This window comes from Amycolatopsis sp. WAC 01376 (genome assembly GCF_003947415.1).
GTDB lineage: Bacteria > Actinomycetota > Actinomycetes > Mycobacteriales > Pseudonocardiaceae > Amycolatopsis.
Genome location: NZ_QHKL01000002.1, coordinates 747,213 through 770,150, shown reverse-complemented (window position 1 = coordinate 770,150; position 22,938 = coordinate 747,213). Strand labels below are relative to the sequence as shown.

The following is a 22,938-nucleotide window of genomic DNA, read 5'->3' as shown; positions in this document are numbered from 1 at the left end:
CGAAACGCCACTCACGACCACCTCAACCGGCCAGCTTCCGCAACTCTCCCACCAACGCCCGCAACGCCTTCCCCCGATGCGAAGACGCGTCCTTTTCGGACGGTTCCAGCTCCGCCGAAGTCCGCGTCTCACCCTCGGGAACGAAGATCGGGTCGTAGCCGAATCCGTTGGCGCCACGGCGTTCCCGGATCAGCGAGCCGCGCCATTCCCCGCGCACCACGGTTTCGTCGCCACCGGGGACGACGAGCGCGGCCGCGCAGACGAAAGCGGCGCCCATACGTTCGTCGGGGGTGTCGGACAGCTGCGCCAGCACGAGGTCCAGGTTCGCCTCGTCGTCACCGTGTTTGCCCGACCAGCGGGCCGAGAGCACGCCCGGCATGCCGTTGAGCGCGTCGACGGAGATGCCGGAGTCGTCGGCGATGGCCGGGAGACCGGTCGCGGCCGCCGCGTCCTGCGCCTTCGCGAGCGCGTTGCCTTCGAAGTCCGGAGCGGTTTCGGGCGCTTCGGGGAACTCGGGGACGTCGGCGAGTCCGATGACCTCGATGCCCTCGATCCCCTCCGCCACAAGGATGCGCCGGAGTTCGCCGAGCTTCTTCGCGTTGCGGGTGGCGAGAAGCAGCTTGGTCACTTCGCGCCCTTCTTCTTGTCCGGGCGCGGCTCGGGAAGCTCGCCGGGATACGGCAACGCGAGGGCTTCGGTCTGGAGGCGGGTCAGCTCTTCGCAGCCCGCGAGCGCCATGTCCAGCATCGTGTCCAAAGTGGACCGCGCGAAGGTGGCGCCCTCACCGGTGCCCTGCACCTCGATCATGGTGCCCGCGTCGGTGGCGACGACGTTCATGTCGACCTCCGCGCGCGAGTCCTCTTCGTACGGCAGGTCGAGGCGCACACGGCCATCGACGACGCCCACGCTCACCGCCGCGACCGAAGCCGAAAGCGGCTGCGGGTCGGCGAGGCGGCCCGCCGCGCCGAGCCAGGTGACGGCGTCGGCGAGAGCGACGTAGCCACCGGTCACCGCGGCCGTGCGGGTGCCGCCGTCGGCCTGGATGACGTCGCAGTCGATGACGATCGTGTTCTCCCCCAGCGCCGCCAGGTCGATGCAGGCGCGCAGGGACCGGCCGATCAGCCGGGAGATCTCGTGCGTGCGGCCGCCGACGCGGCCCTTGATGGATTCGCGATCGCTGCGGGTGTTGGTCGCCGACGGCAGCATCGCGTACTCGGCGGTGACCCAGCCGAGGCCGGAGCCTGCCCGCCAGCGCGGGACGCCTTCGGTGACGCTCGCCGCGCACAGCACCCTGGTGTCGCCGAACTCGATCATCACCGAGCCCGCGGGCCACCGCTGGAAGCCGCGGGTGATCTTGATGTCGCGAAGCTGGTCGTCGTTCCTGCCGTCTTTTCTCGCCACGGCCGCCACTCTAGAACCCCGTGTCAGAGGTCGTAGACGGCGCCCTGCTCGACCAGCTCGGCCTCGGGGAACGCGACGGCCGCCTCGGCGAGGACGGCGTCGCGGTCGGTCCAGGGCGCGACGTGGGTGAGCAGCAAGCGCCCCACCCCCGCCTTGCGGCCCAGCTCTCCCGCTTCCTTGCCGGACAGGTGGACGCCGGGAGGCCGGTCGGGCGAGTCGGTCCAAGACGCTTCGGACAGCAGGACGTCGGCGCCGCCGGCGAGGTCGGTCAGGGTGTCGCAGACGCCGGTGTCACCGGTGTAGGCGAGGGTTTTGCCGCCGTGCGAAACGCGCAGGCCGAACGCCGGGGTCGGATGGTCGACCGGGACCGCGGTGACCTCGAACGGCCCGATCTCCATGGTGTCTTCCCGCAGGATGTCGAAGGAGAAGACGTCGGAGAGATCGGTGGTCGCCCGCTCAGCCTCGTTCGCCGCGTAAGCGTGGGCGAGCCGCTCGTGCACGTCCGAGGGCCCGTACACCGGCAGCCGTCGCGGCCTCGCCGGATACGGCAGCTCGGGGTGGTAGCGCCGCAACACGGTGAGCGCGCTGACGTCGGCGCAGTGATCGGGGTGAAGGTGCGAAAGGATCAGCGCGTCCAGGTCGAACGGGTCGCGCAGGGCCTGCAACCTGGCGAGCGTCCCGTTGCCGAGTTCGAGCCCCAGGACGAACCCGTCCGCCTCGATCAGATAGCCGGACGCGGCGGCGTTGGGCCCGGGGATGCTGCCGGAGCAGCCGAGGATCGTGAGACGCACTGTGACACCTTAAGCACGGAATCGGCGTTTTTATGCGCTGGTGGGAGCCAGCACACCCGGAGCGAAACCCATGAACCGCTGAGCGAGCCTCGTGAACGGCTCGGCGGATCCGGTGGCGACGAACTCGTGCCGCGGCGGGGTGTCGCGCTCGGCCAGGAGATCGGCCTCGGTGAGGACGCGCACGAGGTCACGCGCGGTTTCCTCGGCGCTGGACACCAGCGTGACGTCCTGGCCCATGACGATCTGCAGCACCCCGGACAGCAACGGGTAGTGCGTGCAGCCCATGACCAGCGTGTCGACCTGCGCGTCCAGCAGTGGTTCCAGATAGCCCTGCGCGAGTCCCAGCACCTGGCGCCCGGTGGTGATCCCGCGTTCGACGAAGTCCACGAACCGCGGGCACGCGACGCTGGTGATCTCGACGTCCTGTGCGGCGTTGAAGGCGTCGTCGTAGGCGCGGGACCGGACGGTGCCCTCGGTGCCGATCACGCCGATGCGGCCGGAGCGCGTGGCGGAAACGGCCCGCCGCGCGGCCGGGAGGACGACCTCGATCACGGGGACGTCGTAGCGCTCCCTCGCGTCGCGAAGGCAGGCTGCGGAAGCTGTGTTGCAGGCGATGACCAGCGCCTTCACCCCGCCGTCGACGATGTCGTCCAGCGCTTCCAGCGCGTACTGGCGAGCCGTCGCGATGGGAAGCGGACCGTACGGGTTGCGGGCGGTGTCGCCGACGTAGCGCAACTGCTCACCGGGCAGCTGCTCCAGGATCGCCCTGGCGACGGTGAGCCCGCCCACTCCGGAATCGAAGACGCCGATCGGGGCGTCGGCGCTCGGCTTGGTCACCCGGCGAGGCTACCGGGACCGGTCGCCTTCCTGGCTTGGGACCTGTCCATCCGCGCCATCACCCAGGCCGCGAAGACCCCGGACAGCGCGCCGAACAGGTGGCCCTGCCAGGAGACGTTCGGCGTACCCGGAAGCAGGCCCCAGAGCATCCCGCTCCAGATGCCCAGCAGCACCACGGCCACCAGGATCTGCCCGACAGCACGATTGAAAATGCCCCGGACCAGCAGGAACGCGAGCCAGCCGAAGGCGACGCCCGAGGCGCCGACGGTCACCGTGCCACTCGGCGCGATCAGCCAGACGCCGACGCCGGAGAGCACCCAGATGATCGCGGTGACCAGCACCCACCGGCCGATGCCCGCGGACATCGCGAGGAAGGCGAACACCAGCACCGGGACGGTGTTGGAGAACAGATGCCCCCAGCCCGCGTGCAGCAACGGCGCCCAGATCACGCCGTCGAGATCGGAGACCTCGCGGGCGACGATTCCGCCGCTCTGGTCGAGGTCGGCGGGCAGCACGACGTCGACCAGTTCGACCAGGTAGAGGAGCGCGGTGAAGGCCAGCGCGACGATCGCGGCGGCCTTCGGGTTCGGCGGCAGGACGCGTTTGGCCGGGTCCGTACCGGGCTCGCTCGCCGGGACCGGCTGGGGAGGCAAAGGGGTCACCTCCCCAGGCTACGACGGCGACCGGCGGGATCGCCTCCGTGAGAACCCTGAATTGTCGGTGGGGGCCGCTACCGTCGATCACATGGGGACTTCTTCTTCCGAGCACGTCGACGTGCCCGCCTACCTCACGCGACTCGGCCTCGAGCACGAGCCGCCGAGCCTCGACGCGCTTTTCCGGCTCCACGCGGCGCATGTGGAGCGGGTGCCGTACGAGGATTTCGAGGTCCAGCTCGGCCGGGTGACCTCGCTGGATCCCGCGGTGTCGTTCAGCCGGATCGTCGCCGGTCGCGGCGGCTACTGCTATCACCTCAACGGCGCGTTCTCGGCGCTGCTGCGGGCGCTCGGTTACCAGGTCACCCGGCATCCGAGCGGCGCGCAGCTCCCTGGCGATCCCGCCGGGATCCACCTCAACCACCTGGCCCTGACGGTGACCGGGCTGCCGGAGACTCCCGAGGTCGGCTGGCTGGTCGACGTGGGGCTCGGGGACGGCATCCACGAGCCGCTCCCGCTGCGTGAAGGCGAGTACAAACAGGGCTCGCTGGTGTTCCGCATACGGGCTTCGGACGTCACGCCCGGCGGCTGGCGCTTCGACCACGATCCGCAGGGCAGTTTCGTCGGGATGGATTTCGCGCCGGAGGCGGCCGTGATGGCGGACTTCGCCGAAAAGCACGTCGAGCTGTCCACGTCCGCGGAGTCCGGCTTCGTCCGCACGCTGGTGCTGCAGCGGCGCGACGCCGAGGGCGTGGATTCGCTGCGCGCGCTGACCTTGAGCGGTCTGCCGGGCGGCAAGACGGTGCTGGAGTCACCGGCCGAGTGGTGGACGGCGATCGAGGACGTCTTCGGCGTGCCTCGCGCCGGTTTCACCGGTGAAGAACAGGACAGGCTGTGGCGGCAGGCCGTCTCCCAGCACGAGCGTCACACCGCGGGAGGGAGTGAGGCCTTGCCCAGCGCGTGATCCACGGCCGCTTCGGCGTGCAGCCTCGTGGTCGGGAAGGTGGGCACCGGGCTGTCTTCCGGGCCGACGAGGAGCTCGATCTCGGTGCACCCGTAGATGACGCCTTCCGCGCCCGCCTCGACGAGCCTCGCGATGACCTCGCGGTACCGCTCGCGGGAGCCCTCGGTGACGACGCCGTGGACGAGTTCGTCGTAGATGACCCGGTGCACCGTCTCGCGGTCTTTCTCCTCCGGGACGAGCACGTCGAGGCCGTGCGCGGCGAGACGTTCGCGGTAGAACGGCTGGGCCATGGTGAAACCGGTGCCCAGGAGTCCGACCCTTTTGATGTCGCCTGCCTTGATCGCGGCGGCCGTGGTGTCGGCGAGGTGCAGGAGCGGGATACCCAGGCCGTCCGTGAGCCGGTCGGCGACCTTGTGCATCGTGTTGGTGCAGAGGACGACGAAGTCCGCTCCGGCGGCTTCGAGGCCGCGCGCGGCCGTGTTCAGTTCCCGTCCGGCGTCGTCCCAGCGGCCTTCGGCCTGCATCGCTTCGATTTCGGCGAAGTCCACGGAGTACAGCACGGTGCGCGCGGAGTGGTAGCCGCCGCGCAGCTCACGGACGCGCTCGTTGACCAGCCGGTAGTACTCGGCCGACGATTCCCAGCTCATCCCGCCCAGCAGCCCGATGACCTTCATGCCCGCCATCGTGCCAGCGCCGCCAATGCAATGAACGGTCCGTTACTTGCAAATTTTGCAAGTAACGGACCGTTCATAGCAGTCGCGATCGTTGCGGCCGCGCGTCGGCCCCAAATGTCATGAAAGGGTCGTTCAGGACGAAAAACGTCCTGAACGACCTTTCATGACATCCCGAAAACCGAGAGTCAGGCCCAGAGCTGCCCGTCGAGCCTTTCGGCCGCTTCGTCGAGCGAGCCGGCGTACGCGCCCGTCGAGAGGTACTTCCACCCCGCATCCGCGACCACGAAGGCCACGTCGGCGGGCTTCCCCGAAGCGGCGGCCTTCTCGGCGACGGCCAGCGCCGCGTGCAGCACGGCGCCGGTCGAGATCCCCGCGAAGATGCCTTCGTGCTCCAGCAGCTCGCGCGTCCGGCGAAGCGCGTCGTACGCGCCGACGGAGAACCGGCCGTTGAGCACACTCGCGTCGTAGAGCTCCGGGACGAAGCCCTCGTCGAGGTTCCGCAGGCCGTACACCAGCTCGCCGTAGCGCGGTTCGGCCGCGATGATCTGCACGTCCGGCTTCGCCTCGTGGAGGTAACGCCCCACGCCGACCAGGGTGCCGGTGGTGCCGAGGCCGCCGACGAAATGCGTCAGCGTCGGCAGGTCCTTGAGCAGTTCGGGCCCGGTGCCGCGGTAGTGCGCGTCGGCGTTGGCCGGGTTGCCGTACTGGTAGAGCATGACCCATTCCGGGTTCGCCTCGGCGAGTTCCTTCGCGCGGCGCACGGCCTCGTTGGACCCGCCGGCGGCCGGGGAGAAGACGATCCGCGCGCCGTACGCCTGCAGCAGCTGCTTGCGTTCGGTGGAGGTGTTCTCCGGCATCACGCACACCAGGCCGTAGCCCTTGAGCTTCGCGGCCATGGCGAGCGAGATCCCGGTGTTGCCGGAGGTCGGCTCCAGGATCGTGGAGCCGCGCCGGAGGATGCCTTCACGCTCGGCGGCCTCGATCATCGCCAGTGCGGGGCGATCCTTGATCGAGCCGGTCGGGTTGCGGTCCTCCAGTTTCGCCCACAACCGCACGTCGTGGGTGGGCGAAAGCCGGGGAAGACCGACCAGCGGGGTGCCGCCGAGCGTGTCGAGCAGCGACTCGTAGCGAGCCATCGATCAGCCACCGGCCACGGCGGGCAGGATGGTCAGGGTGTCGCCGTCCTTGACCTCGGCCTCGAGGCCGCCGGAGAAGCGGACGTCCTCGTCGTTGACGTAGACGTTGACGAAGCGGTGCAGCTTCTCTTCCTTGACCAGGCGGGCCTTGAGGCCGCCGTGGCGGGACTCGATGTCGTCGATCACCTCGAGCACGGTCTTGCCGGTCGCCTCGACGGACTTCTCGCCGCCGGTGTGCGTACGCAGGATGGTCGGGATGGACACGGTCACGGCCATGGTTTTCTACCTCCGGTGGGTTCTCTGCTACGCAGACGTTCGGTCCGGGCCGGGTTATTCCCGGGGCCGGGTTCAGCCGATGATCTCGACGGGCTCCTCGGTGATCTCCCCGTCCACGATCCGGTACGACCGGAACTGGTGCGAATCGGGGTCCTTGGTGGAAACGAGCACGTAGTGCGCGTCGGGTTCCGAGGCGTACGAGACATCGGTGCGGGACGGGTAGGCGTCGGTCGCGGTGTGCGAGTGGTAGATGACCACCGGCACCTCGTCGTTGGCGTCCATCTCGCGGTAGAGCTTGAGCAGATCACCCGAGTCGAACTCGTAGAACGTGGGCGAGCGCGCCGCGTTCAGCATCGGGATGTACCGCTCGGGGCTGTCCGATCCCTCGGGACCGGCGATCACCCCGCACGCCTCATCGGGATGGTCACGACGGGCATGGGCGACGATCTCGTCGACGAGTTCACGGCGGATCCGGAGCACGTCGCCCATCTTAGGTGCTGGACGGGGCGGGTCCATACTCTGAGATTGCCGCCACTCGGACCACGCCCGGTCAGGAGAAGGCTTCGGGCCAGACGTCGCGGTACGCGCGCATATCCCCGGCGGAAGTGGCGTTGAGCACGCCGTGCACCATCGCCCGCCCGAACACCCGCGCGGCCGCCGAGCAGAGCGTGTCCAGCACCATCGCGCGCCGGGTCGCCGCGACGGGTCCGGCGCCACCGGGCAGCTCCTGGTCACCGGTCGCCAGCGCGAACACCGTGTCGCCGTCGAACATCGTGTGCGCCGGGCGGACCGCCCTGGCGAGACCGTCTTGCGCGGCCACCGCGAGCCGTCGTGCCTCCGCCTTGGACAGCGCCGCGTCGACCGCGACCACGCCGATGGTCGTGTTGAGCCCCGACGCCTTCGCCACGACATCGCCGGGCCGGTCGGGCCAGCGGACGCCGAATTCGCCGTCGACCTCGTGATCAGCCGCGAACGCGCGGCCGGTCGAGAGGTCGACGGCCTCGCCGGCGGCGTTCACGGCGGCGACGACGCCGACGGTGAACTCCCCGACCTTCTCCGAGGCGGTCCCGATCCCACCCTTGAGTGATCCCGCCTTCGCCCCTGCGCCCGCACCGACGGTCCCCAGCCCGACTGGGCCGGCGACGGCCGCTTCACAGGCCGCATAACCGAAAGAGGCGTCCGGACGGTTTCCCCAGTCACCTCGGGGCAGGTCGAACAGCACCGCGGCGGGCACGATCGGCACCACCTCGTGCGGTTCGGTCCCGACCGGGATGCCCAGGTTCCGTTCGGCGAGCCAGCGCATGACGCCGTCCGCCGCGGCCAGGCCGTACGCGCTCCCGCCGGACAGGCAGATCGCGTTGACGTGCTGGACCAGGTTCTCCGGCTCCAGCAGGTTGGTCTCGCGGGTGCCGGGCGCGCCGCCGCGCTGGTCGACGGCTCCGACGGCGCCGCCGGGGACCAGCACGACCGTCGTCCCGGTCGCCCAGCCGTCGCCGACCCGCTCGTGATGCCCGACCAGCACCCCCGGCACGTCGGTGATCATGACGTCAGCGACTGGATGAGGGTCTCCTGCACCCAGGTCAGCCAGTGGTAAACGCCCAGATGCGGCGCACGCGGATCGTCTTCGGGCAGCTCGTCGGGCATGTCTTCGGTGACGTCGAGCGCCGTGCCCAGCGCGAGCCGGACGTCGTTGAGCGCGCCGAGCCAAGCGTCGGCCTGCTCGAAGGTCAGCCGCACGTTCCCACCGTCACGCGGCAGGGTGTCCAGCACGATCTTGGCGACGCCGACCTTATTGTCCAGCAGTTCGGGCTCGTGGATCGACCGCATCGCGGCGGCCGAGTCGATGTCCTCGCGGGTCGGGTTGTCCGGGTCCAGTTTGTGGAAGTCCGGCAGCAACCGGGAAAGCACCGGATCGTCCGGCGATTCGGTCGGGCCCATCCGGATGCCGGTCAGCTCGGCCAGCTCGTCCTGCGGCGCCTCCTCGGCGCGCGCGGTGAGCATGTCCTCCAGCTGGCTGACCAGACCGCGCAGAACCGCGGCCTCCTGCTGCTCGAACCCCGCGACGATGGTCTCGCCCTTACGGCGCCATCCGTTCATGAAGGCTGCTCCATCGTCGCCCAGAGACCGGCGGCGTGGAGTTTCGCGACGTCGGTCTCCACCTTCTCCTTGGAACCGGAGGACACGATCGCCTTGCCCTTCTGGTGTACGTCGAGCATCAGCTTCGTCGCGTGGTCCCGGCTGTAACCGAACAGCTTCTGGAACACGTACGTCACGTACGACATGAGGTTCACCGGATCGTTCCAGACGACCGTCCGCCAGGGTTTGTCCTCAGAGACGACCTCTACTCCCTGTGGATCAACCTGCGTCTGCTCGGATGCGACAGGCGTGGACATGCACTCCATGGTGTCACGGGCCCATTCCGGTATGGGCTGGCAGGTCCGGCCATGTGGGTGAATAGGCTGGTGCCATGGGTTTCCCCGAGGCGGCCACTGGCGCCAGCACCGCGCTGCTCACCGACCACTACGAGCTGACCATGCTGGCCAGCGCCCTGTCCGACGGGACCGCGGACCGGCCATGCGTCTTCGAGGTCTTCGCACGTCGTCTGCCGGACGGCCGCCGCTACGGCGTCGTCGCGGGCACAGGGCGGGTCCTCGACTCGATCGCGGACTTCCGGTTCACCGATGCCGAGCTGAGTCAGCTGGAAGCGACGGCGGTCGTCGACGACGCCACACTTTCGTGGCTCGCGGACTACTCCTTCTCGGGGAACATCCACGGTTACCCCGAGGGCGAGCTCTACTTCCCCGGCTCCCCGATCCTGACCGTCACCGGCTCCTTCGGCGAGGCCGTCGTGCTGGAGACGCTGATCCTCTCGATCCTCAACCACGACAGCGCGATCGCGTCCGCGGCGGCACGGATGTCGGGCGCCGCGCACGGCAGGCCGATCATCGAGATGGGCGGGCGCCGCACGCACGAGTACGCCGCCGTCGCCGCCGCGCGGGCCGCGTACCTGGCCGGCTTCGCCACGACCTCCAACCTCGAAGCGGGCCGCCGTTACGGCATCCCGACCCGGGGCACCGTCGCGCACGCGTTCATGTTGCTGCACGACAGCGAAGAGGCGGCGTTCCGCGCTCAGGTGGACAAGATGGGCGCCGACACCACCCTCCTGGTGGACACCTACGACATCACCAAGGGCATCGAAACGGCCGTCCGGGTGGCCGGGACCGAACTGGGCGCGATCCGCATCGACTCCGGCGACGTGGGCCCGCTGGCGCGCAAGGCCCGCGAGCAACTGGACGCCCTCGGCGCCAAGGACACCCGCATCGTCGTATCCGGCGACCTCGACGAACACGCCATCGCGGCGCTCCGCGCGGAGCCCGTCGACGCGTACGGCGTCGGAACCTCGGTCGTCACCGGTTCCGGCGCGCCGACCGCCGGGATGGTCTACAAGCTCGTCGAGGTCGACGGCAGGCCGGTCGCCAAGCGCAGCGCGCACAAGGAGTCGCGTGGCGGCAGGAAATCCGCGCTGCGACGGCACCGCGAGACCGGCACCGCCGTCGAAGAGGTGATCTGGACGGCCGCGTCCGAGGTCCCGGAACGGGGACCGAACGACCACGAATTGCAGATTCCGCTGGTCCGGGACGGCCGGACGGTGGATGATCTGCCCACGCTGGACGACTCGCGCCAGCGGCTTCGGCGGGCGCTGGTGAGCCTTCCTTGGGAAGGCCTCAAGCTCTCGCACGGGGAGCCCGCCATCCCGACCGTATTCGTCTAAAGAGACTCAGGAGCAACACATGGGGACCGCCTTGATCGTGGTCGACGTGCAGAACGACTTCTGCGAAGGCGGGTCGCTCGGCCTGCCGGGTGGCGCCGCCGCCGCCGAAGCGATCTCCAAGCAGGCAGCGGAAGGCGGCTACGCGCACGTCGTCGCCACCCGCGACTACCACATCGATCCGGGCGACCACTTCAGCGAGACGCCGGACTTCAAGGACAGCTGGCCGCGTCACTGCGTCGCCGGCACCTCCGGCGCGTCGTTCCACCCCGCGCTCGACGTGGTCCCGATCCGCGAGGTCTTCTCCAAGGGCGAGTACACCGCCGCGTACTCCGGTTTCGAGGGCAACGCGCGCGACGGCAAGACGCTCGACGCGTGGCTGAAGGAGCACGACGTCACCGAGGTCGACGTCGTCGGCATCGCGACCGACTTCTGTGTCCGCGCGACGGCGCTCGACGCGGCGCAGGCGGGCTTCAAGGTCCGGGTGCTGCTGGACCTCACGGTCGGCGGCTCGCAGCCGACCGTCGACGCCGCGCTCAAGGACTTCGACGAGGCGGGCGTGACCTACACCGGGAAGGCGCCGGTCCCCGCCGCATGATCCAGCACGACCTCCAGGACACCCTGATCGAAAACCGGCTCGTCGCGATCCTGCGGGCCGCGGACGCGAGCCGGTTCGCCGACGCCGCCACGGTGCTGCACGCCGCCGGGGTACGAGTGCTCGAAGCGGCGTTGACCACGCCGGGTGCCACCGACGCCATCAAGACCATCCGCAAGAAGCTCGGCGACGACGCGTACATCGGCGCCGGGAGCGTCCGCGAGGTGTCCGATGTGGACATCTCGGCGGACGCGGGCGCGACCTTCCTGGTCACGCCCACGGTGAACCCGCTGGTCATGGAACGCGCGCACGAACGCGGGCTGCCGGTGATCTGCGGCGCGCTGACGCCGACCGAGATCGACCAGGCGTGGCGTCTCGGCGCGGCCGCGGTGAAGGTGTTCCCGATCGCGGCCGTCGGCGGGATCGCCTACCTGCGGGCGATCCGGGCGCCGATGCCGGACATCCCGCTGGTGCCGACCGGCGGCGTCCACCTCGCCGACGTCGGGAAGTACCTCGATGCGGGTTCGATCGCCGTCGCCGCCGCGACGCCGCTTCTCGGCGACGCGCTCACCTCGAGCGGGTCGCTGACGGACCTGGCCACCCGGGCGAGTGAGTTCGTGGCCGCGGCCGCGAAGTACGTCTCGCGCTTCTGACGCGTTTAGTCCTCTGGATGCGGTACTTGCGTGTGCAAGGACCGCATCCAGAGGACTAAACGCAGGGAGTCAGGGCTTCTTCTTGCCGTACGGGTCGCAGCGCGCGGTCCCGAGGTAGATGTCGCCCTTCGCCGGGCCGTCACCCTGCGGGAACAGCTTGATGTGCAGCATGTGCGTCACGAGGCTCCCGTCGGGCGGCGTCGGCGTGACGGTCTCGTTGACCGTCAGCGACGCCAGCGCCGTCCCGCCCTTGCCGCCGGCGATGGTCAGCCGGTAGTTCTGCGGGATGTTCTCCGGCAGCGTGAACCCGGAGACGTCGCCGAACTCGATGTAGCCGAGGCTGCCGTCCTTGGTGGTGCTGCACTTCGCCATGAACGTGCGGACCTTGATCACCGGGCCGCCGAACCGCTTGAGCAGCGTGGTCTCGAATCGCCGCCCGGCCGCCTCACCGATGGCCACCGCACCGTTCCGCCCGCAGCGCGACTCACCGCCGCCGAACCGGGCGAAGTCGCCGGTGGCGCCACCCTGTGTCGTCGCGGTCAAGGGACCGTCGACGTCGCACGGGGCCAGCTCGCCGGTGACCACGTGCTCGTCGCCGATCTCCACGTCGAGCGAACCGACCGACGCGGCCGCCGTCGCGGGCGCGGGCTCGGCCGACGCGATCGCCGGTCCTCCCGTCACCAGCGCCCCGGTCAGCAGCGTCACCGACAACAGCCTCGAAACGGGTTTCTTCATGTCCGGCAGCCTCCACCAACTGCCTTTCCCGTGCAGGGTCATGCCACCCGGTCGAGTGGATCGTGAGGTGCCCGACATTCGGTCCGCCGCCCGCCGTCTGGCGTTAACCTCGGTTCACATTCGTGTACTCATAGGAGGTCTGAGTGTCTTCGCTGTCCGTGGCCGGCCCCCGTCCGGTCCTCGCCGACCTCGCCCGCGGCGCCCTCGTCCGCGACGCGGTCCTGGTCGCCGGTGGTGCCGCCCTGACCGGCGCGGCCGCGCAGATCCTGCTCCCGGTGCCCGGCTCGCCGGTGCCGATGACCGGCCAGACGTTCGCCGCCCTGCTGGTCGGCGCCGCGCTCGGCTGGAAGCGCGGCGCGCTGTCGATGGCGCTGTACCTGGCCGTCGGCGCGGCCGGCTTCGGCTGGTTCCAGAACGGCTCTTCGGGCCTGTTCGGCGCCAGCGCCGGCTACATCGTCGGGTTCGTCTTCGCCGGCGCCCTGGTCGGCGCGCTCGCCGGCCGCGGCGGCGACCGCACGCCGCTGCGCATGGCGGGGACGATGGTGCTGGGCAACCTCGCCATCTACTCGGTCGGCGTGCCGTGGCTGATGGCGTCGACCGGCTTCGGCCTGTCGACCGCGCTCGAGAAGGGTGTCGTGCCGTTCCTCATCGGGGACGCGCTGAAGATCGCCGTCGCGGCCGCGCTGCTTCCGGGCACCTGGGCGCTCGTCTCTCGCTTCCGCAAGGAGTCGTGACCGGTCCTTTCACGGCCCCACGAGCTGCCATGAACGGTCCGTTCCTTGCAAATTTTGCGAGGAACGGACCGTTCATTGCACGGGGCGGACGATCTTGACGGTGCCCCCGGCTATCGTCTTGTCCCGTGCCTTCCCGTGCTGACTTCCCCGGTGTCCTCGAACTCCTGACCCACGCGGTCGAGTCCGTGGGCGGTGCCGAGCGCGAGGGCCAGGTGCAGATGGCGGACGCCGTCGGCCGCGCCATCCGCACCGGCGAGCACCTGGCCGTCCAGGCGGGCACGGGCACCGGGAAGTCGTTGGCCTACCTCGTTCCCGCGATCCGGCACGCGGTCGAGAAGGAGGCCACGGTCGTGGTTTCCACGGCCACCATCGCCCTGCAGCGCCAGCTGGTGGACCGAGACCTCCCCCGGCTGGCGAAGGCGCTGAAGAAGCCCCTCGGCCGCGAGCCCACCTTCGCGATCCTCAAGGGCCGCCGTAACTACCTCTGCCTCCACCGGCTCGATTCCGGCGCCCCGGACGAGCCGGAAGACCAGCAGTTGTTCGACCCGTTCGCCGTGTCCCGGCTCGGCAAGGAGGTCACGCGGCTGCGGGAATGGTCGTCCGACACCGAAACCGGCGACCGCGACGAGCTGGTCCCCGGCGTGTCGGATCAGGCGTGGCGGCAGGTGTCCGTCACGGCCAAGGAATGTCTGGGCGCCTCGCGCTGCCCCATCGGCACGGACTGCTTCGCGGAACGGTCCCGCGCCGAGGCGGGCAAGGCCGATGTCGTGGTCACCAACCACGCGCTGCTGGCGATCGACGCGCTGCAGGGCTACCAGGTACTCCCCGAACACGATCTCGTGATCATCGACGAGGCGCACGACCTCGTGGACCGCGTGACGTCCGTGGCGACCGGCGAGCTGACCAGCGGCATGGTCTCCGCCGCCGCCCGGCGCTGCGGGAAACTGGTCGACGACGAAGTGGCCGACCAGTTGCTGGAGGCGAGCGACGGGCTGGCCCTGATCCTCGACGACCTGCCGTCGGGCCGCATGGACTCGCTGCCCCAGGCCCTCACCGGCGCGATCCCCGCGGTCCGCGACGCCGCGCACCGCTGTCTCACCGCGCTCGGCAAGGACCGGAAAGAGGACGTCGACGAGGCCACGGCCCGCAAACTGGCGCGGTCGCTGCTCGAAGAGGTCCACGACACCGCGGTCCGGCTGCTCGAGGCCTTCGACGACGACAAGGCCCATCAGCGTGACGTCGTCTGGCTGACCGGGGACCGCTTCTCCACGAACCCGCGTCCGCCCGCGTTGAAGGTCGCCCCGCTCGGTGTCGCCGGTCTGCTGCGGGAGCGGGTCTTCAACCAGCACACGACCGTCCTCACGTCGGCGACGCTGACCTTGGGCGGCACGTTCGACACCATGGCCCGCCAGTGGGGTCTCCCGCCCGGCGGCGCGAGGGTGGAGAAGGCGCCTGGCGCGGCGACGGACAAGGCCGCTCCCGCCGACAGCGACGACGCCGAGGGCCCGAAGTGGACCGGCCTCGACGTCGGCTCCCCGTTCGACCACAAACGCAACGGCATCCTCTACCTGGCCAAGCATCTTCCGCCGCCGGGACGGGACGGATTGCAGCCCTCGACCATGGACGAACTGGCCGAGCTGATCGAGGCCGCGGGCGGGCGCACGCTCGGCCTGTTCTCCTCGATGCGCGCGGCGAAGCAGGCCACCGAGGAGATGCGGGAGCGGCTCGACCTGCCGATCCTCTGCCAGGGCGACGATTCCACCGGTCTGCTGGTGCAGAAGTTCTCCGAGGACGCGCGCACCTGCCTGTTCGGCACGCTGTCGTTGTGGCAGGGCGTCGACGTGCCCGGTCCGTCGCTTCAGCTCGTGGTGGTCGACCGGATCCCGTTCCCCCGCCCCGACGATCCGGTCTCGTCGGCGCGGCAGCGAGCCGTGGAAGCCAGGGGCGGCAACGGTTTCCTCACCGTCGCGGCCACGCACGCCGCGCTGCTGCTCGCACAGGGCACCGGACGGCTGCACCGTTCGGTCACCGATCGCGGCGTCGTGGCGATCCTGGACTCGCGGCTGGCCACCGCCCGCTACGGCGGATTCCTGCGTGCCTCGCTGCCGCCGTTCTGGCCGACCATGGATCCGAAGGTCGCCCGCGACGCGCTGCGCCGCCTCGATGCCGCCGCCCCGGGCTGAGTGGCCTGGAACACGGCCGAGTACCGTTAACGGAACGCCGAAGACAGGGAGAGCCGGTTGTCCCACGAGTCGCCCAACGCACAATCCCGGACCGTCAGCGTCGATGACACCGGAGTGCGGCGCCAGCTCGCGGACGGAAGCGAGGAAGCCGTCACGTGGTCCGAGCTGTCCGCGGTGGTGGTCAGAGTGATCCCTGAAGGCCCGTGGAAAGAAGACGTCTTCTTCATGCTCGCGGGCGCCGACGGGAAGGGCACCGCGATCCCCAGCGGCGACCCGGCCGCCGACGCCTTGATCGAGCGGCTCCAGACGCTGCCCGGCTTCGACAACGAGAAGTTCATCGAGGCCATGACCACCGACGCCGACGAGGCGTACGTGGTCTGGAGCGCCGAAGGTCACGCCGCCAAACACTGAGCCCAAGCGCTATGAACGGTCCGTTACTTGCAAATTTTGCAAGTAACGGACCGTTCATAGCATCCGGTGGACCTACTCGACCGGGAAGCTCTCCGTGACCGGGACGCCCTTCTTCAACGTCCGGCTCACCGTGCACAGCCGCTCGATGGCCCGGTCCACCGCCGCCGCGAGCGCCTCGCGCTCCGAAGCGGGCAGAGAAGACACGTCGACGTCGAAAGCCACATGGACCGCGTCGAGCTCCGAAGCGCCTTCGCGCCTATCCGCGGTCACCCCGACCCGGAACTTCGAGTCCTCGCCGATCCGGCGCGTGATGAGGTTCTCGGCGGTGACGGCCGAGCAGCCCGCCGCCGCGATCTGCAGCAGTTCGGCGGGCGAGAAGGCGCCCTCGGCGCCCTTGCGGCCGATCACGACCTCAGCGCCGCGTTCGTTGCGGCCGATGAAGCGGTGCTCGCCATCGCGCTGGACTTCCAAGGACACGGTTTTCCCTTTCAGAGTGGCGGCAGCCTGGGGGCGATCTCGCCGGCGAGCCGTTCCGCGGCCGGGCACATCTCCTGCGGCTTCTTGACCTTGTCGGCGACGTAGATCTCCACCGTCTCGATCATGGCACGACCGTTGCCGGTGAAGGTCCGGTGCGGGATCTCGGCCTGGCAAGCCTCCCACTCGGTCGAGATCTCGACGAAGGCCTCCCGCGATCCGAGAGCGACGCGTCTGCCGTCGTCTTCGAACGGCGCCCGCTCCCGCTCGAACCGGATCGTCACCTCCGTCTCGCGATGGTTCCAGTAGCACTCCCAGTTGCCGAAGACCGGATCCGGCTTGGCCGGGCCGCCGACGATCGCCTGCGGCAGGGTCCCGCCCAGCGCGCAGGCGTCGAGGGTCCCGAGCGAACCCGCGGGGAAGGGGTCGGGACGACGCTCGAGCGGTCCGCGGTTCAGTACCGCGGCGGCGTGCGCGGCGACCGGGTCGACGTAGTCGCACAGGTGCGCGTGCCAGTTCTGGATATGCCGGGAATGAACCCAGATCTGGTTGCCGTCCGGCAGTTCGATGGCCCGCTGGCACTTCTCTTCGGTGTCGCTCGGCCATTCACGCACGCGCAGTTGCCCTGGCGGGGGCTTCTCCAGCATCGGCGACCCCGGGATGGTCAATTCGAGCCGGACCTCGACGACGTCCTCTTCGTCCGGGCTCAGCCTCAGCAGGACACCGCAGGCGTTGAAATTGCCGTTGGCGGTGTCGAGCCGTGGAGTCCCGAGGTGCTTCAGCACGGACGGGTCCACCAGTGCGCAGGGGTCGGCCGTGCGCGGATCGCCGACCGAGTCCATCGGGGTGGGCCCGGCCGCGATCGACGCGGGCTCCCTCGTGGCGTAGAGCAGGCCACCGATCAGCATCAGTACCGCCGCGACGGCCGCGATCGCGACGGCACGTTTGGTCACCCGGAACCGCCGCGCCCGCACGGGAACGGCGACATCCGCGATTCCGGACAGCAGCTCGGCCGCGTCGACGGCGTCCGGACGGCCGGCGGGTTTACGGCGCAGCAGTTCGGTCAGCACCGGCGCCAGCGGTCCCGCCCGCCGGATCGGCTCCAGGGAGTACGAAGTCGCCCGCCGGAGCTGGACGAACGGCCCGACGCTCGCGTCTCCCCACACCGAAGTGCCCTCGACGGCGGCGAACAATGTCGCTCCGAGCGAGAACACGTCCGCCGCGGCGCCCGCCTGGCGCCCTTCGGCCATTTCGGGCGCGACGTAGCCGGGAGTGCCGACGTCGAGGCCGCCGCCGGTGCGGGTCACCTCCGCCCATTGCGCGATGCCGAGGTCGGTGAGTTTGGCGGTGCCGTCGTCGGCCACCAGGACGTTGCCCGGTTTGAGGTCGCGGTGGACCATGCCCTTCTCGTGCATCGCCGCGAGCGCGGCGGCGAGCTGGACGCCGATCTTCGCCACCTTGCCGGGTGACAGCGGCCCGCCGGTGTCGATGACGTCGGCGAGGTTGCGCGAAGGCAGGTACTCCATGACGAGCCAGCGGTCGTCGCCGTCGATCACGGCGTCGAAAACGGTGACGACGTTCGAATGATGCAGCCCCGCGCCGATCCGCGCCTCGCGCCGGATCTGGCCGCTGTCCCCGGCCTGCGAACGCTTGAGGGCGACGACCCGGCCGAGGTCCAGATCGGTGGCACGCCAGACCACACCCATACCCCCGGCGCCGATCCGCTCCTCCAAGCGATAGCGCCCGGCGATCAGCCGGTCACCCATATGGGGAGTATAGGAGGCTAGGCCCTTTGGGCTAGGACCGTGACGGTTCCGGGATCGACTTCGGTGAACCCGGCGTCCCGGACCGCGACGACGCCATCACGGCGCCACGAGCCCTCCGGATCCTCGACCGGGCACAGCGCCTTCCAGGTCGCGACCGGCGGCGTCCGCACCGAGCACCGGAACCCGGTCTCGGCCCAGGCCGCCCGTTCGGCTTCGTCCAGCAGCGAGGCCAGGATCATGGTCGCGTGCCCGACTTGGGCGGCGCCCTTGCCGACGGTCATCGTGACCTCGGGGTTCAGCAGCAACCGCGGGAGACCGCCCGCCGCGGGCCCGGGCTCGTCGGCCGGGAGTTCGCTCCCGGAAATCTGCAACCGCGAGACCTCTTTCGGGGTGTCGACGACGCGGCCGGGCAGCAACGCCCGCGCCTCGGCGCCGTCCACCTCGATCGTGATGCCGGGCAACTCCTGGACGGCCTGCCAATGCGCGCCGCGCGCACGCCGGGCGACCTTGCGGATCCGGCCGTCGACCCACGCCTTGAGCGGCTCGTGCCATTCGCCTTCGGGCTCGGCGCGTTCGTCGAGACAGACCGCGACCGCGGCCGCCGCGGCGGCCTCCAGCAACGCGGTCCGCGACGGCGGTTCGGCGCGTTCCATCCGCAGGATCACCGGCATGGCGCGGACTTCGGCGGGGTCCTCGTCAGAGGTGTCCACCGTGTCTTCGGCAGGCAGTCCCAGCCAGTACGCGTAGCGCGCGGCCAGCGGCTCCAGCACGCTCATGGCCGCGAAAACTCGAGCCCGTCGGCCCGGGCGGCGGCCTCGATCTCGGCCCTGGTGACCCCGAGCAGGAACAGCACGGCGTCGAGGTACGGATGCGAAAGCGCGGTGTCGGCGACCTCGCGCAGCGCGGGCTTCGCGTTGAAGGCGACACCCATTCCGGCGACCGACAGCATGTCGATGTCGTTCGCCCCGTCACCGACCGCGACGCACTGCTCCAGCGAGATCTCGTACTCCTCGGCGAACCGGCGCAGCGCCGTCGCCTTGCCCGCGCGGTCGACGATCTCCCCGACCACCCGGCCGGTGAGCTTGCCGTCGACCACTTCGAGCTCGTTCGCGGCGGCGAAGTCGAGGCCCAGGTCGTCCACAAGGGACTGGATGATCTTGGTGAACCCGCCCGAAACGACCCCGCAGCGGAACCCCATCCGCTTCAGCGTGCGGATGGTCGTGCGCGCGCCGGGGGTGAGCTCGATGGACGCGGCGACCTCGTCGAGCACCGTCTCCGGGAGCCCTTCCAGCAGCGCGACGCGGCGCTCCAGCGACTCGCCGAAGTTCAGCTCGCCGCGCATCGCGGCCTCGGTGATCTCGCGGACCTGCGGTTCGACGCCTGCGTGCGCGCCGAGCATCTCGATGACCTCGCCCTGGATGAGCGTCGAATCGACGTCGAAGACGACCAGTCGCTTGGCGCGGCGGGCGAGCCCGGCCCGCTCGACCGAGATGTCGATCCCGGCCTCGACGGCGGCGTCCGCCAGCGCGGTGCGCAGCGCGGCGTCGGCCTCCGGGGTGTCCTGGGCGAGCGAGGTGTACAGCTCCAGCCCGGTGACCGGATAGTCGGCGACACTGCGGATCGAGTCGATGTTGACGTCCAGCGCGGCGAGGCGGCGCGCGACGTCGGAGAACGCCCGCGCGGTGACCGGGCGGCCGAGCATCAGCAGGACATGCGTCGAGTCCTTCTGCCCGATTGCGAACGGGTCGGCGCCGATGGCCGAACCGATCTTCACCTCGACCTGCATCCCGACCGAAGCCATCGCCTGCTCGACGTATTCCTGCAGGCCTTCGGGGTCGCGATACACCCCCGCGAGCACGCCGAGCACCAGCTGGCCGCGGATCACGACCTGCTCGACGTCGAGCACGTCGACGTCGTGGCGCGACAGCACGGCGAACAGCACCGAGGACACACCCGGCTTGTCGGGACCGGTCGTGGTGATGAGAACTGGTGTCTGCGTCACGGGGTCAGTCTCCCTCAGCCAGGCAATAAAAAGGCGCGTGCCTTGCCTCTGTGTGAGGCAAGGCACGCGCCGATTCCGCTTATCGGGTCACTTCTCGCTGGAGTTGTCCTTGGAGTGATCACCCGGCATGGCCGCCTCGGTGAGCACCTGGGACGGCGCGCGGTGGGTGTTGACCTTCTGCTTCCCGAAGAAGCCGATCTCACCCTCCTTGTGGATGCGCTCGACCATATGCGGGTAGTGCAGCTCGAACGCCGGCCGCTCGGACCGGATCCGCGGCAGCTCGGTGAAGTTGTGCCGCGGCGGCGGGCAGGAGGTCGCCCATTCGAGCGAGTTGCCGTAGCCCCACGGGTCGTCCACCGTGACGATCTCGCCGTACCGGTAGCTCTTGAAGACGTTCCAGATGAACGGCAGCGTCGAGGCACCGAGGATGTACGCGCCGATCGTCGAGATCGTGTTCAGCGTGGTGAACCCGTCCGACTGCAGGTAGTCCGCGTACCGGCGCGGCATGCCTTCGGCACCCAGCCAGTGCTGCACGAGGAACGTGGCGTGGAAGCCGATGAACGTGGTCCAGAAGTGCCACTTGCCGAGCTTCTCGTCCATCATGCGGCCGGTGATCTTCGGGAACCAGAAGTAGATCCCGGCGAACGTGGCGAACACGATCGTGCCGTAGAGCACGTAGTGGAAGTGCGCGACGACGAAGTAGCTGTCGGACACGTGGAAGTCGATCGCCGGCGCGGCCAGCATGATGCCGGTCAGACCACCGAAGAGGAACGTGACGATGAAGCCCATCGAGAAGATCATCGGCGTCTCGAAGGACAGCTGGCCCTTCCACATGGTGCCGATCCAGTTGAAGAACTTCACACCGGTCGGGACCGCGATCAGGAAGGTCATGAAGGAGAAGAACGGCAGCAGCACGGCGCCGGTCGCGTACATGTGGTGCGCCCACACGGCCACCGACAGCGCGGCGATCGCCAGCGTCGCCCAGACCAGGCCCTTGTAACCGAAGATCGGCTTGCGGCTGAAGACCGGGAAGATCTCCGACACGATCCCGAAGAACGGTAGCGCGACGATATAGACCTCTGGATGGCCGAAGAACCAGAACAGGTGTTGCCAGAGGATCACGCCGCCGTTCGCGGGGTCGAACACATGCGCCCCGAGATGCCGGTCCGCCAGCAGGCCCATCAGGGCCGCGGTCAGGATCGGGAACGCCAGCAGGATCAGGATGCTGGTGACCAGGATGTTCCAGGTGAAGATCGGCATCCGGTACATCGTCATACCCGGGGCGCGCAGGCAGACCACCGTGGTGATCATGTTGACGCCACCGAGGATGGTGCCGAGACCGGAGACGACCAGACCGGAGATCCACAGGTCGGCACCGACGCCGGGCGAGTGGATGGCGTCCGACAACGGGGTGTAGGCGAACCAGCCGAAGTCGGCGGCGCCACCCGGGGTCAGGAAGCCGGACATCACGATCAGGCCGCCGAAGAGGTACAGCCAGTACGAGAACGCGTTCAGCCGCGGGAAGGCGACGTCGGGCGAACCGATCTGCAGCGGCAGGATGAAGTTCGCGAAACCGAAGAGGATCGGCGTCGCGTACAGCAGCAGCATGATCGTGCCGTGCATGGTGAACAGCTGGTTGTACTGCTCCTGCGAAAGGAACTGCTGCCCGGGACGTGCCAGCTCGGAGCGGATCAGCATCGCCATCGCGCCGCCCACCATGAAGAAGGCGAACGACGTGACCAGATACATGATGCCGATTTGCTTGTGGTCCGTCGTGCGGAACAACCGCAGCAGGTACGAACCCTTAACCGACTCCCGCGCGGGATACGGGCGCGTGGCGATCGGCTTGGGGGCTACGGCCGTCACTCCTGCCTCCAACACTCAAACCTTGTGGTGGTCAATGTTCTGCCGTCGGCCGGGGTTCGAGACCCATTCCGGCGGCTAATGGGGATCGTAGCCCTCACTACCGACAGTCGCGCGCACCGGCTGGCAAGATCGCGCCGTGACCGACGAACACACGCGTGCGGGAGTGGCCGCGGCGATCGCGGTCGGTGCTCGGCACGGGCTGCCGACCGATGCCCCCGAGGTCCTGCATTTCAAGTCGAACGTGCTGGTGAGACTGGGTCCGGTGGTGGCGCGGGTGCCCGGCACGACGCGCCTCGCGCGCTCCTCCCCCCAAGAGTGGCTCGCGCGCGACGTCGAGCTGTCGAGGTACCTCACGGAACGTGATGTGCTCGTCGTCTCACCGACCACGGATCCCCCGGCAGGACCGCATTTCGCCGAGGGCCTCCCGGTCACTCTCTGGCACTACACGCCACACGAACCGGGGCACACCCTGTCGCCGCGCGAGGTGGCGATCTCGCTGGCCCGGGTGCACGTCGCGCTCGCGGACTACCCCGGCGAGCTGCCGGTTCTCGGACCGGTCCGAGAACTCCGGACGTTGCTCGACCGGCACGGTTCCGTCATGGGTGGCGCGGCACCCCGGTTGCACGAAGAACTCGAACGGGTCGCGGCGGCGCTCCCGGCGGACGAGGTCCGGCCGCTGCACGGGGACGCCCATCGGGGGAACGTCATCGCGACGGCGGCCGGACCGTGCTGGCTCGACTTCGAGGACACCTGGCGCGGGCCGCTCGGCTGGGATCTCGGCGTGCTCTACGCGGAGGCCGGTCCCACGGCGCTTTCGGCGTATCCCGCCGACGTGCCGCCCCCGTCGCTGGAGCCGTTCATCGCGCTGCGGCGGTTGTTCGAAGTTCCCTGGCGATTCGTGATCGCGCAGCGGTTCCCCGAGCGGCTCCCCGAGGCCGAGGCGGCCCTGGAGCGCTACTTCTCCTGCATTTAGTCCTCTCGATGCGAACTACCGCATCGAGAGGACTAAATGCAGGGG

General features: G+C 69.5%; 26 protein-coding genes. 8 read left to right on the top strand and 18 right to left on the bottom strand.

Features of this window, described 5'->3' with window-relative positions; translation table 11 throughout:
* Positions 1-22: 22 nt before the first annotated feature.
* The 5 genes from rdgB to DMH03_RS12905 are packed head-to-tail and all read right to left on the bottom strand — an operon-like array spanning position 23 to position 3,682.
* On the bottom strand, positions 23-628 hold the full coding sequence (rdgB, locus tag DMH03_RS12925) for an RdgB/HAM1 family non-canonical purine NTP pyrophosphatase (RefSeq protein ID WP_125792233.1): 606 nt from the start codon (positions 626-628) through the stop codon (positions 23-25).
* Positions 625-1,401 carry a ribonuclease PH gene (gene rph, locus DMH03_RS12920; protein WP_125785069.1) on the bottom strand — a complete coding sequence of 259 codons (777 nt, stop codon included), beginning with the start codon at positions 1,399-1,401 and terminating at the stop codon, positions 625-627. The genes rdgB and rph overlap by 4 nt, the downstream gene beginning before the upstream one ends.
* Before the next feature lie 23 nt (positions 1,402-1,424).
* A complete protein-coding gene (locus DMH03_RS12915) occupies positions 1,425-2,192 on the bottom strand; it encodes an MBL fold metallo-hydrolase (protein ID WP_125792232.1) in 768 nt (255 codons plus the stop codon).
* A gap of 30 nt (positions 2,193-2,222) precedes the next feature.
* Entirely contained in the window at positions 2,223-3,029 is an 807-nt protein-coding gene (gene murI / locus DMH03_RS12910; RefSeq protein WP_125785071.1) for a glutamate racemase, read from the bottom strand.
* Positions 3,026-3,682 (bottom strand): rhomboid family intramembrane serine protease, encoded by a 657-nt coding sequence (locus DMH03_RS12905; RefSeq protein ID WP_125792908.1) that lies wholly within the window; start codon positions 3,680-3,682, stop codon positions 3,026-3,028. The genes murI and DMH03_RS12905 overlap by 4 nt, the downstream gene beginning before the upstream one ends.
* Before the next feature lie 91 nt (positions 3,683-3,773).
* Here DMH03_RS12905 and DMH03_RS12900 point away from each other — a divergent pair, with 91 nt between their 5' ends.
* On the top strand, positions 3,774-4,646 hold the full coding sequence (locus DMH03_RS12900) for an arylamine N-acetyltransferase (protein WP_125792231.1): 873 nt from the start codon (positions 3,774-3,776) through the stop codon (positions 4,644-4,646).
* Here DMH03_RS12900 and DMH03_RS12895 read toward each other — a convergent pair.
* The 7 genes from DMH03_RS12895 to clpS all read right to left on the bottom strand — a co-directional run bounded on the left by DMH03_RS12895 (position 4,607) and on the right by clpS (position 9,125).
* A complete protein-coding gene (locus tag DMH03_RS12895) occupies positions 4,607-5,320 on the bottom strand; it encodes an aspartate/glutamate racemase family protein (protein ID WP_125792230.1) in 714 nt (237 codons plus the stop codon). The two genes, DMH03_RS12900 and DMH03_RS12895, sit on opposite strands and share 40 nt — an antisense overlap.
* A gap of 185 nt (positions 5,321-5,505) precedes the next feature.
* Positions 5,506-6,456 carry a PLP-dependent cysteine synthase family protein gene (locus DMH03_RS12890; protein WP_125792229.1) on the bottom strand — a complete coding sequence of 317 codons (951 nt, stop codon included), beginning with the start codon at positions 6,454-6,456 and terminating at the stop codon, positions 5,506-5,508.
* A gap of 3 nt (positions 6,457-6,459) precedes the next feature.
* Complete coding sequence (locus DMH03_RS12885; protein WP_005165659.1) at positions 6,460-6,732, bottom strand: MoaD/ThiS family protein; 273 nt, start codon at positions 6,730-6,732, stop codon at positions 6,460-6,462.
* 72 nt (positions 6,733-6,804) lie between these two features.
* The gene (locus DMH03_RS12880) at positions 6,805-7,221 is read right to left on the bottom strand and encodes a Mov34/MPN/PAD-1 family protein (RefSeq protein ID WP_016336788.1); all 417 of its coding nucleotides are present in this window, start codon (positions 7,219-7,221) and stop codon (positions 6,805-6,807) included.
* Positions 7,222-7,282: 61 nt separating this feature from the next.
* A complete protein-coding gene (locus DMH03_RS12875) occupies positions 7,283-8,275 on the bottom strand; it encodes a P1 family peptidase (protein WP_125792228.1) in 993 nt (330 codons plus the stop codon).
* Complete coding sequence (locus DMH03_RS12870) at positions 8,272-8,829, bottom strand: DUF2017 domain-containing protein (protein WP_125792227.1); 558 nt, start codon at positions 8,827-8,829, stop codon at positions 8,272-8,274. The genes DMH03_RS12875 and DMH03_RS12870 overlap by 4 nt, the downstream gene beginning before the upstream one ends.
* Positions 8,826-9,125, bottom strand: a complete 300-nt coding sequence (clpS, locus tag DMH03_RS12865) for an ATP-dependent Clp protease adapter ClpS (RefSeq protein WP_005165655.1) — start codon at positions 9,123-9,125, stop codon at positions 8,826-8,828. The genes DMH03_RS12870 and clpS overlap by 4 nt, the downstream gene beginning before the upstream one ends.
* A 74-nt stretch (positions 9,126-9,199) precedes the next feature.
* Here clpS and DMH03_RS12860 point away from each other — a divergent pair, with 74 nt between their 5' ends.
* From DMH03_RS12860 to DMH03_RS12850, 3 genes are read left to right on the top strand one after another with little or no spacing between them, the layout of a single operon-like run.
* Positions 9,200-10,504 (top strand): nicotinate phosphoribosyltransferase, encoded by a 1,305-nt coding sequence (locus tag DMH03_RS12860; RefSeq protein WP_125792226.1) that lies wholly within the window; start codon positions 9,200-9,202, stop codon positions 10,502-10,504.
* Positions 10,505-10,523: 19 nt separating this feature from the next.
* On the top strand, positions 10,524-11,099 hold the full coding sequence (locus tag DMH03_RS12855) for an isochorismatase family protein (protein ID WP_125792225.1): 576 nt from the start codon (positions 10,524-10,526) through the stop codon (positions 11,097-11,099).
* Positions 11,096-11,749 (top strand): bifunctional 4-hydroxy-2-oxoglutarate aldolase/2-dehydro-3-deoxy-phosphogluconate aldolase, encoded by a 654-nt coding sequence (locus tag DMH03_RS12850; protein WP_125792224.1) that lies wholly within the window; start codon positions 11,096-11,098, stop codon positions 11,747-11,749. Before DMH03_RS12855 ends, DMH03_RS12850 begins: the two co-directional genes overlap by 4 nt.
* 69 nt (positions 11,750-11,818) lie before the next feature.
* Here DMH03_RS12850 and DMH03_RS12845 read toward each other — a convergent pair whose 3' ends face one another.
* Positions 11,819-12,484, bottom strand: coding sequence for a choice-of-anchor P family protein (locus DMH03_RS12845; RefSeq protein WP_125792223.1), 666 nt, complete (start codon positions 12,482-12,484; stop codon positions 11,819-11,821).
* A 143-nt stretch (positions 12,485-12,627) separates the two neighbouring features.
* Between DMH03_RS12845 and DMH03_RS12840 the strand changes: the two genes are divergently transcribed.
* The 3 genes from DMH03_RS12840 to DMH03_RS12830 all read left to right on the top strand — a co-directional run bounded on the left by DMH03_RS12840 (position 12,628) and on the right by DMH03_RS12830 (position 15,812).
* Entirely contained in the window at positions 12,628-13,218 is a 591-nt protein-coding gene (locus DMH03_RS12840; protein WP_125792222.1) for a biotin transporter BioY, read from the top strand.
* A gap of 125 nt (positions 13,219-13,343) precedes the next feature.
* The gene (locus DMH03_RS12835) at positions 13,344-15,401 is read left to right on the top strand and encodes an ATP-dependent DNA helicase (protein WP_125792221.1); all 2,058 of its coding nucleotides are present in this window, start codon (positions 13,344-13,346) and stop codon (positions 15,399-15,401) included.
* Between the two features lie 57 nt (positions 15,402-15,458).
* On the top strand, positions 15,459-15,812 hold the full coding sequence (locus DMH03_RS12830) for a hypothetical protein (RefSeq protein ID WP_007028272.1): 354 nt from the start codon (positions 15,459-15,461) through the stop codon (positions 15,810-15,812).
* A gap of 72 nt (positions 15,813-15,884) precedes the next feature.
* Here DMH03_RS12830 and DMH03_RS12825 read toward each other — a convergent pair whose 3' ends face one another.
* The 5 genes from DMH03_RS12825 to ctaD all read right to left on the bottom strand — a co-directional run bounded on the left by DMH03_RS12825 (position 15,885) and on the right by ctaD (position 21,920).
* The gene (locus tag DMH03_RS12825; protein ID WP_125792220.1) at positions 15,885-16,289 is read right to left on the bottom strand and encodes an OsmC family protein; all 405 of its coding nucleotides are present in this window, start codon (positions 16,287-16,289) and stop codon (positions 15,885-15,887) included.
* A gap of 11 nt (positions 16,290-16,300) precedes the next feature.
* Positions 16,301-18,052 (bottom strand): serine/threonine-protein kinase, encoded by a 1,752-nt coding sequence (locus tag DMH03_RS12820; RefSeq protein ID WP_125792219.1) that lies wholly within the window; start codon positions 18,050-18,052, stop codon positions 16,301-16,303.
* A 17-nt stretch (positions 18,053-18,069) separates the two neighbouring features.
* The gene (locus tag DMH03_RS12815; protein WP_125792218.1) at positions 18,070-18,828 is read right to left on the bottom strand and encodes a peptidyl-tRNA hydrolase; all 759 of its coding nucleotides are present in this window, start codon (positions 18,826-18,828) and stop codon (positions 18,070-18,072) included.
* Positions 18,825-20,054, bottom strand: a complete 1,230-nt coding sequence (gene serB, locus DMH03_RS12810) for a phosphoserine phosphatase SerB (RefSeq protein WP_125792217.1) — start codon at positions 20,052-20,054, stop codon at positions 18,825-18,827. The genes DMH03_RS12815 and serB overlap by 4 nt, the downstream gene beginning before the upstream one ends.
* A gap of 87 nt (positions 20,055-20,141) precedes the next feature.
* The gene (gene ctaD, locus DMH03_RS12805; RefSeq protein WP_034308844.1) at positions 20,142-21,920 is read right to left on the bottom strand and encodes a cytochrome c oxidase subunit I; all 1,779 of its coding nucleotides are present in this window, start codon (positions 21,918-21,920) and stop codon (positions 20,142-20,144) included.
* A gap of 136 nt (positions 21,921-22,056) precedes the next feature.
* On the opposite strand from ctaD, the gene DMH03_RS12800 reads away from it, so the two are divergent.
* Positions 22,057-22,893 carry a phosphotransferase gene (locus DMH03_RS12800; RefSeq protein WP_125792216.1) on the top strand — a complete coding sequence of 279 codons (837 nt, stop codon included), beginning with the start codon at positions 22,057-22,059 and terminating at the stop codon, positions 22,891-22,893.
* Positions 22,894-22,938 lie beyond the last annotated feature (45 nt).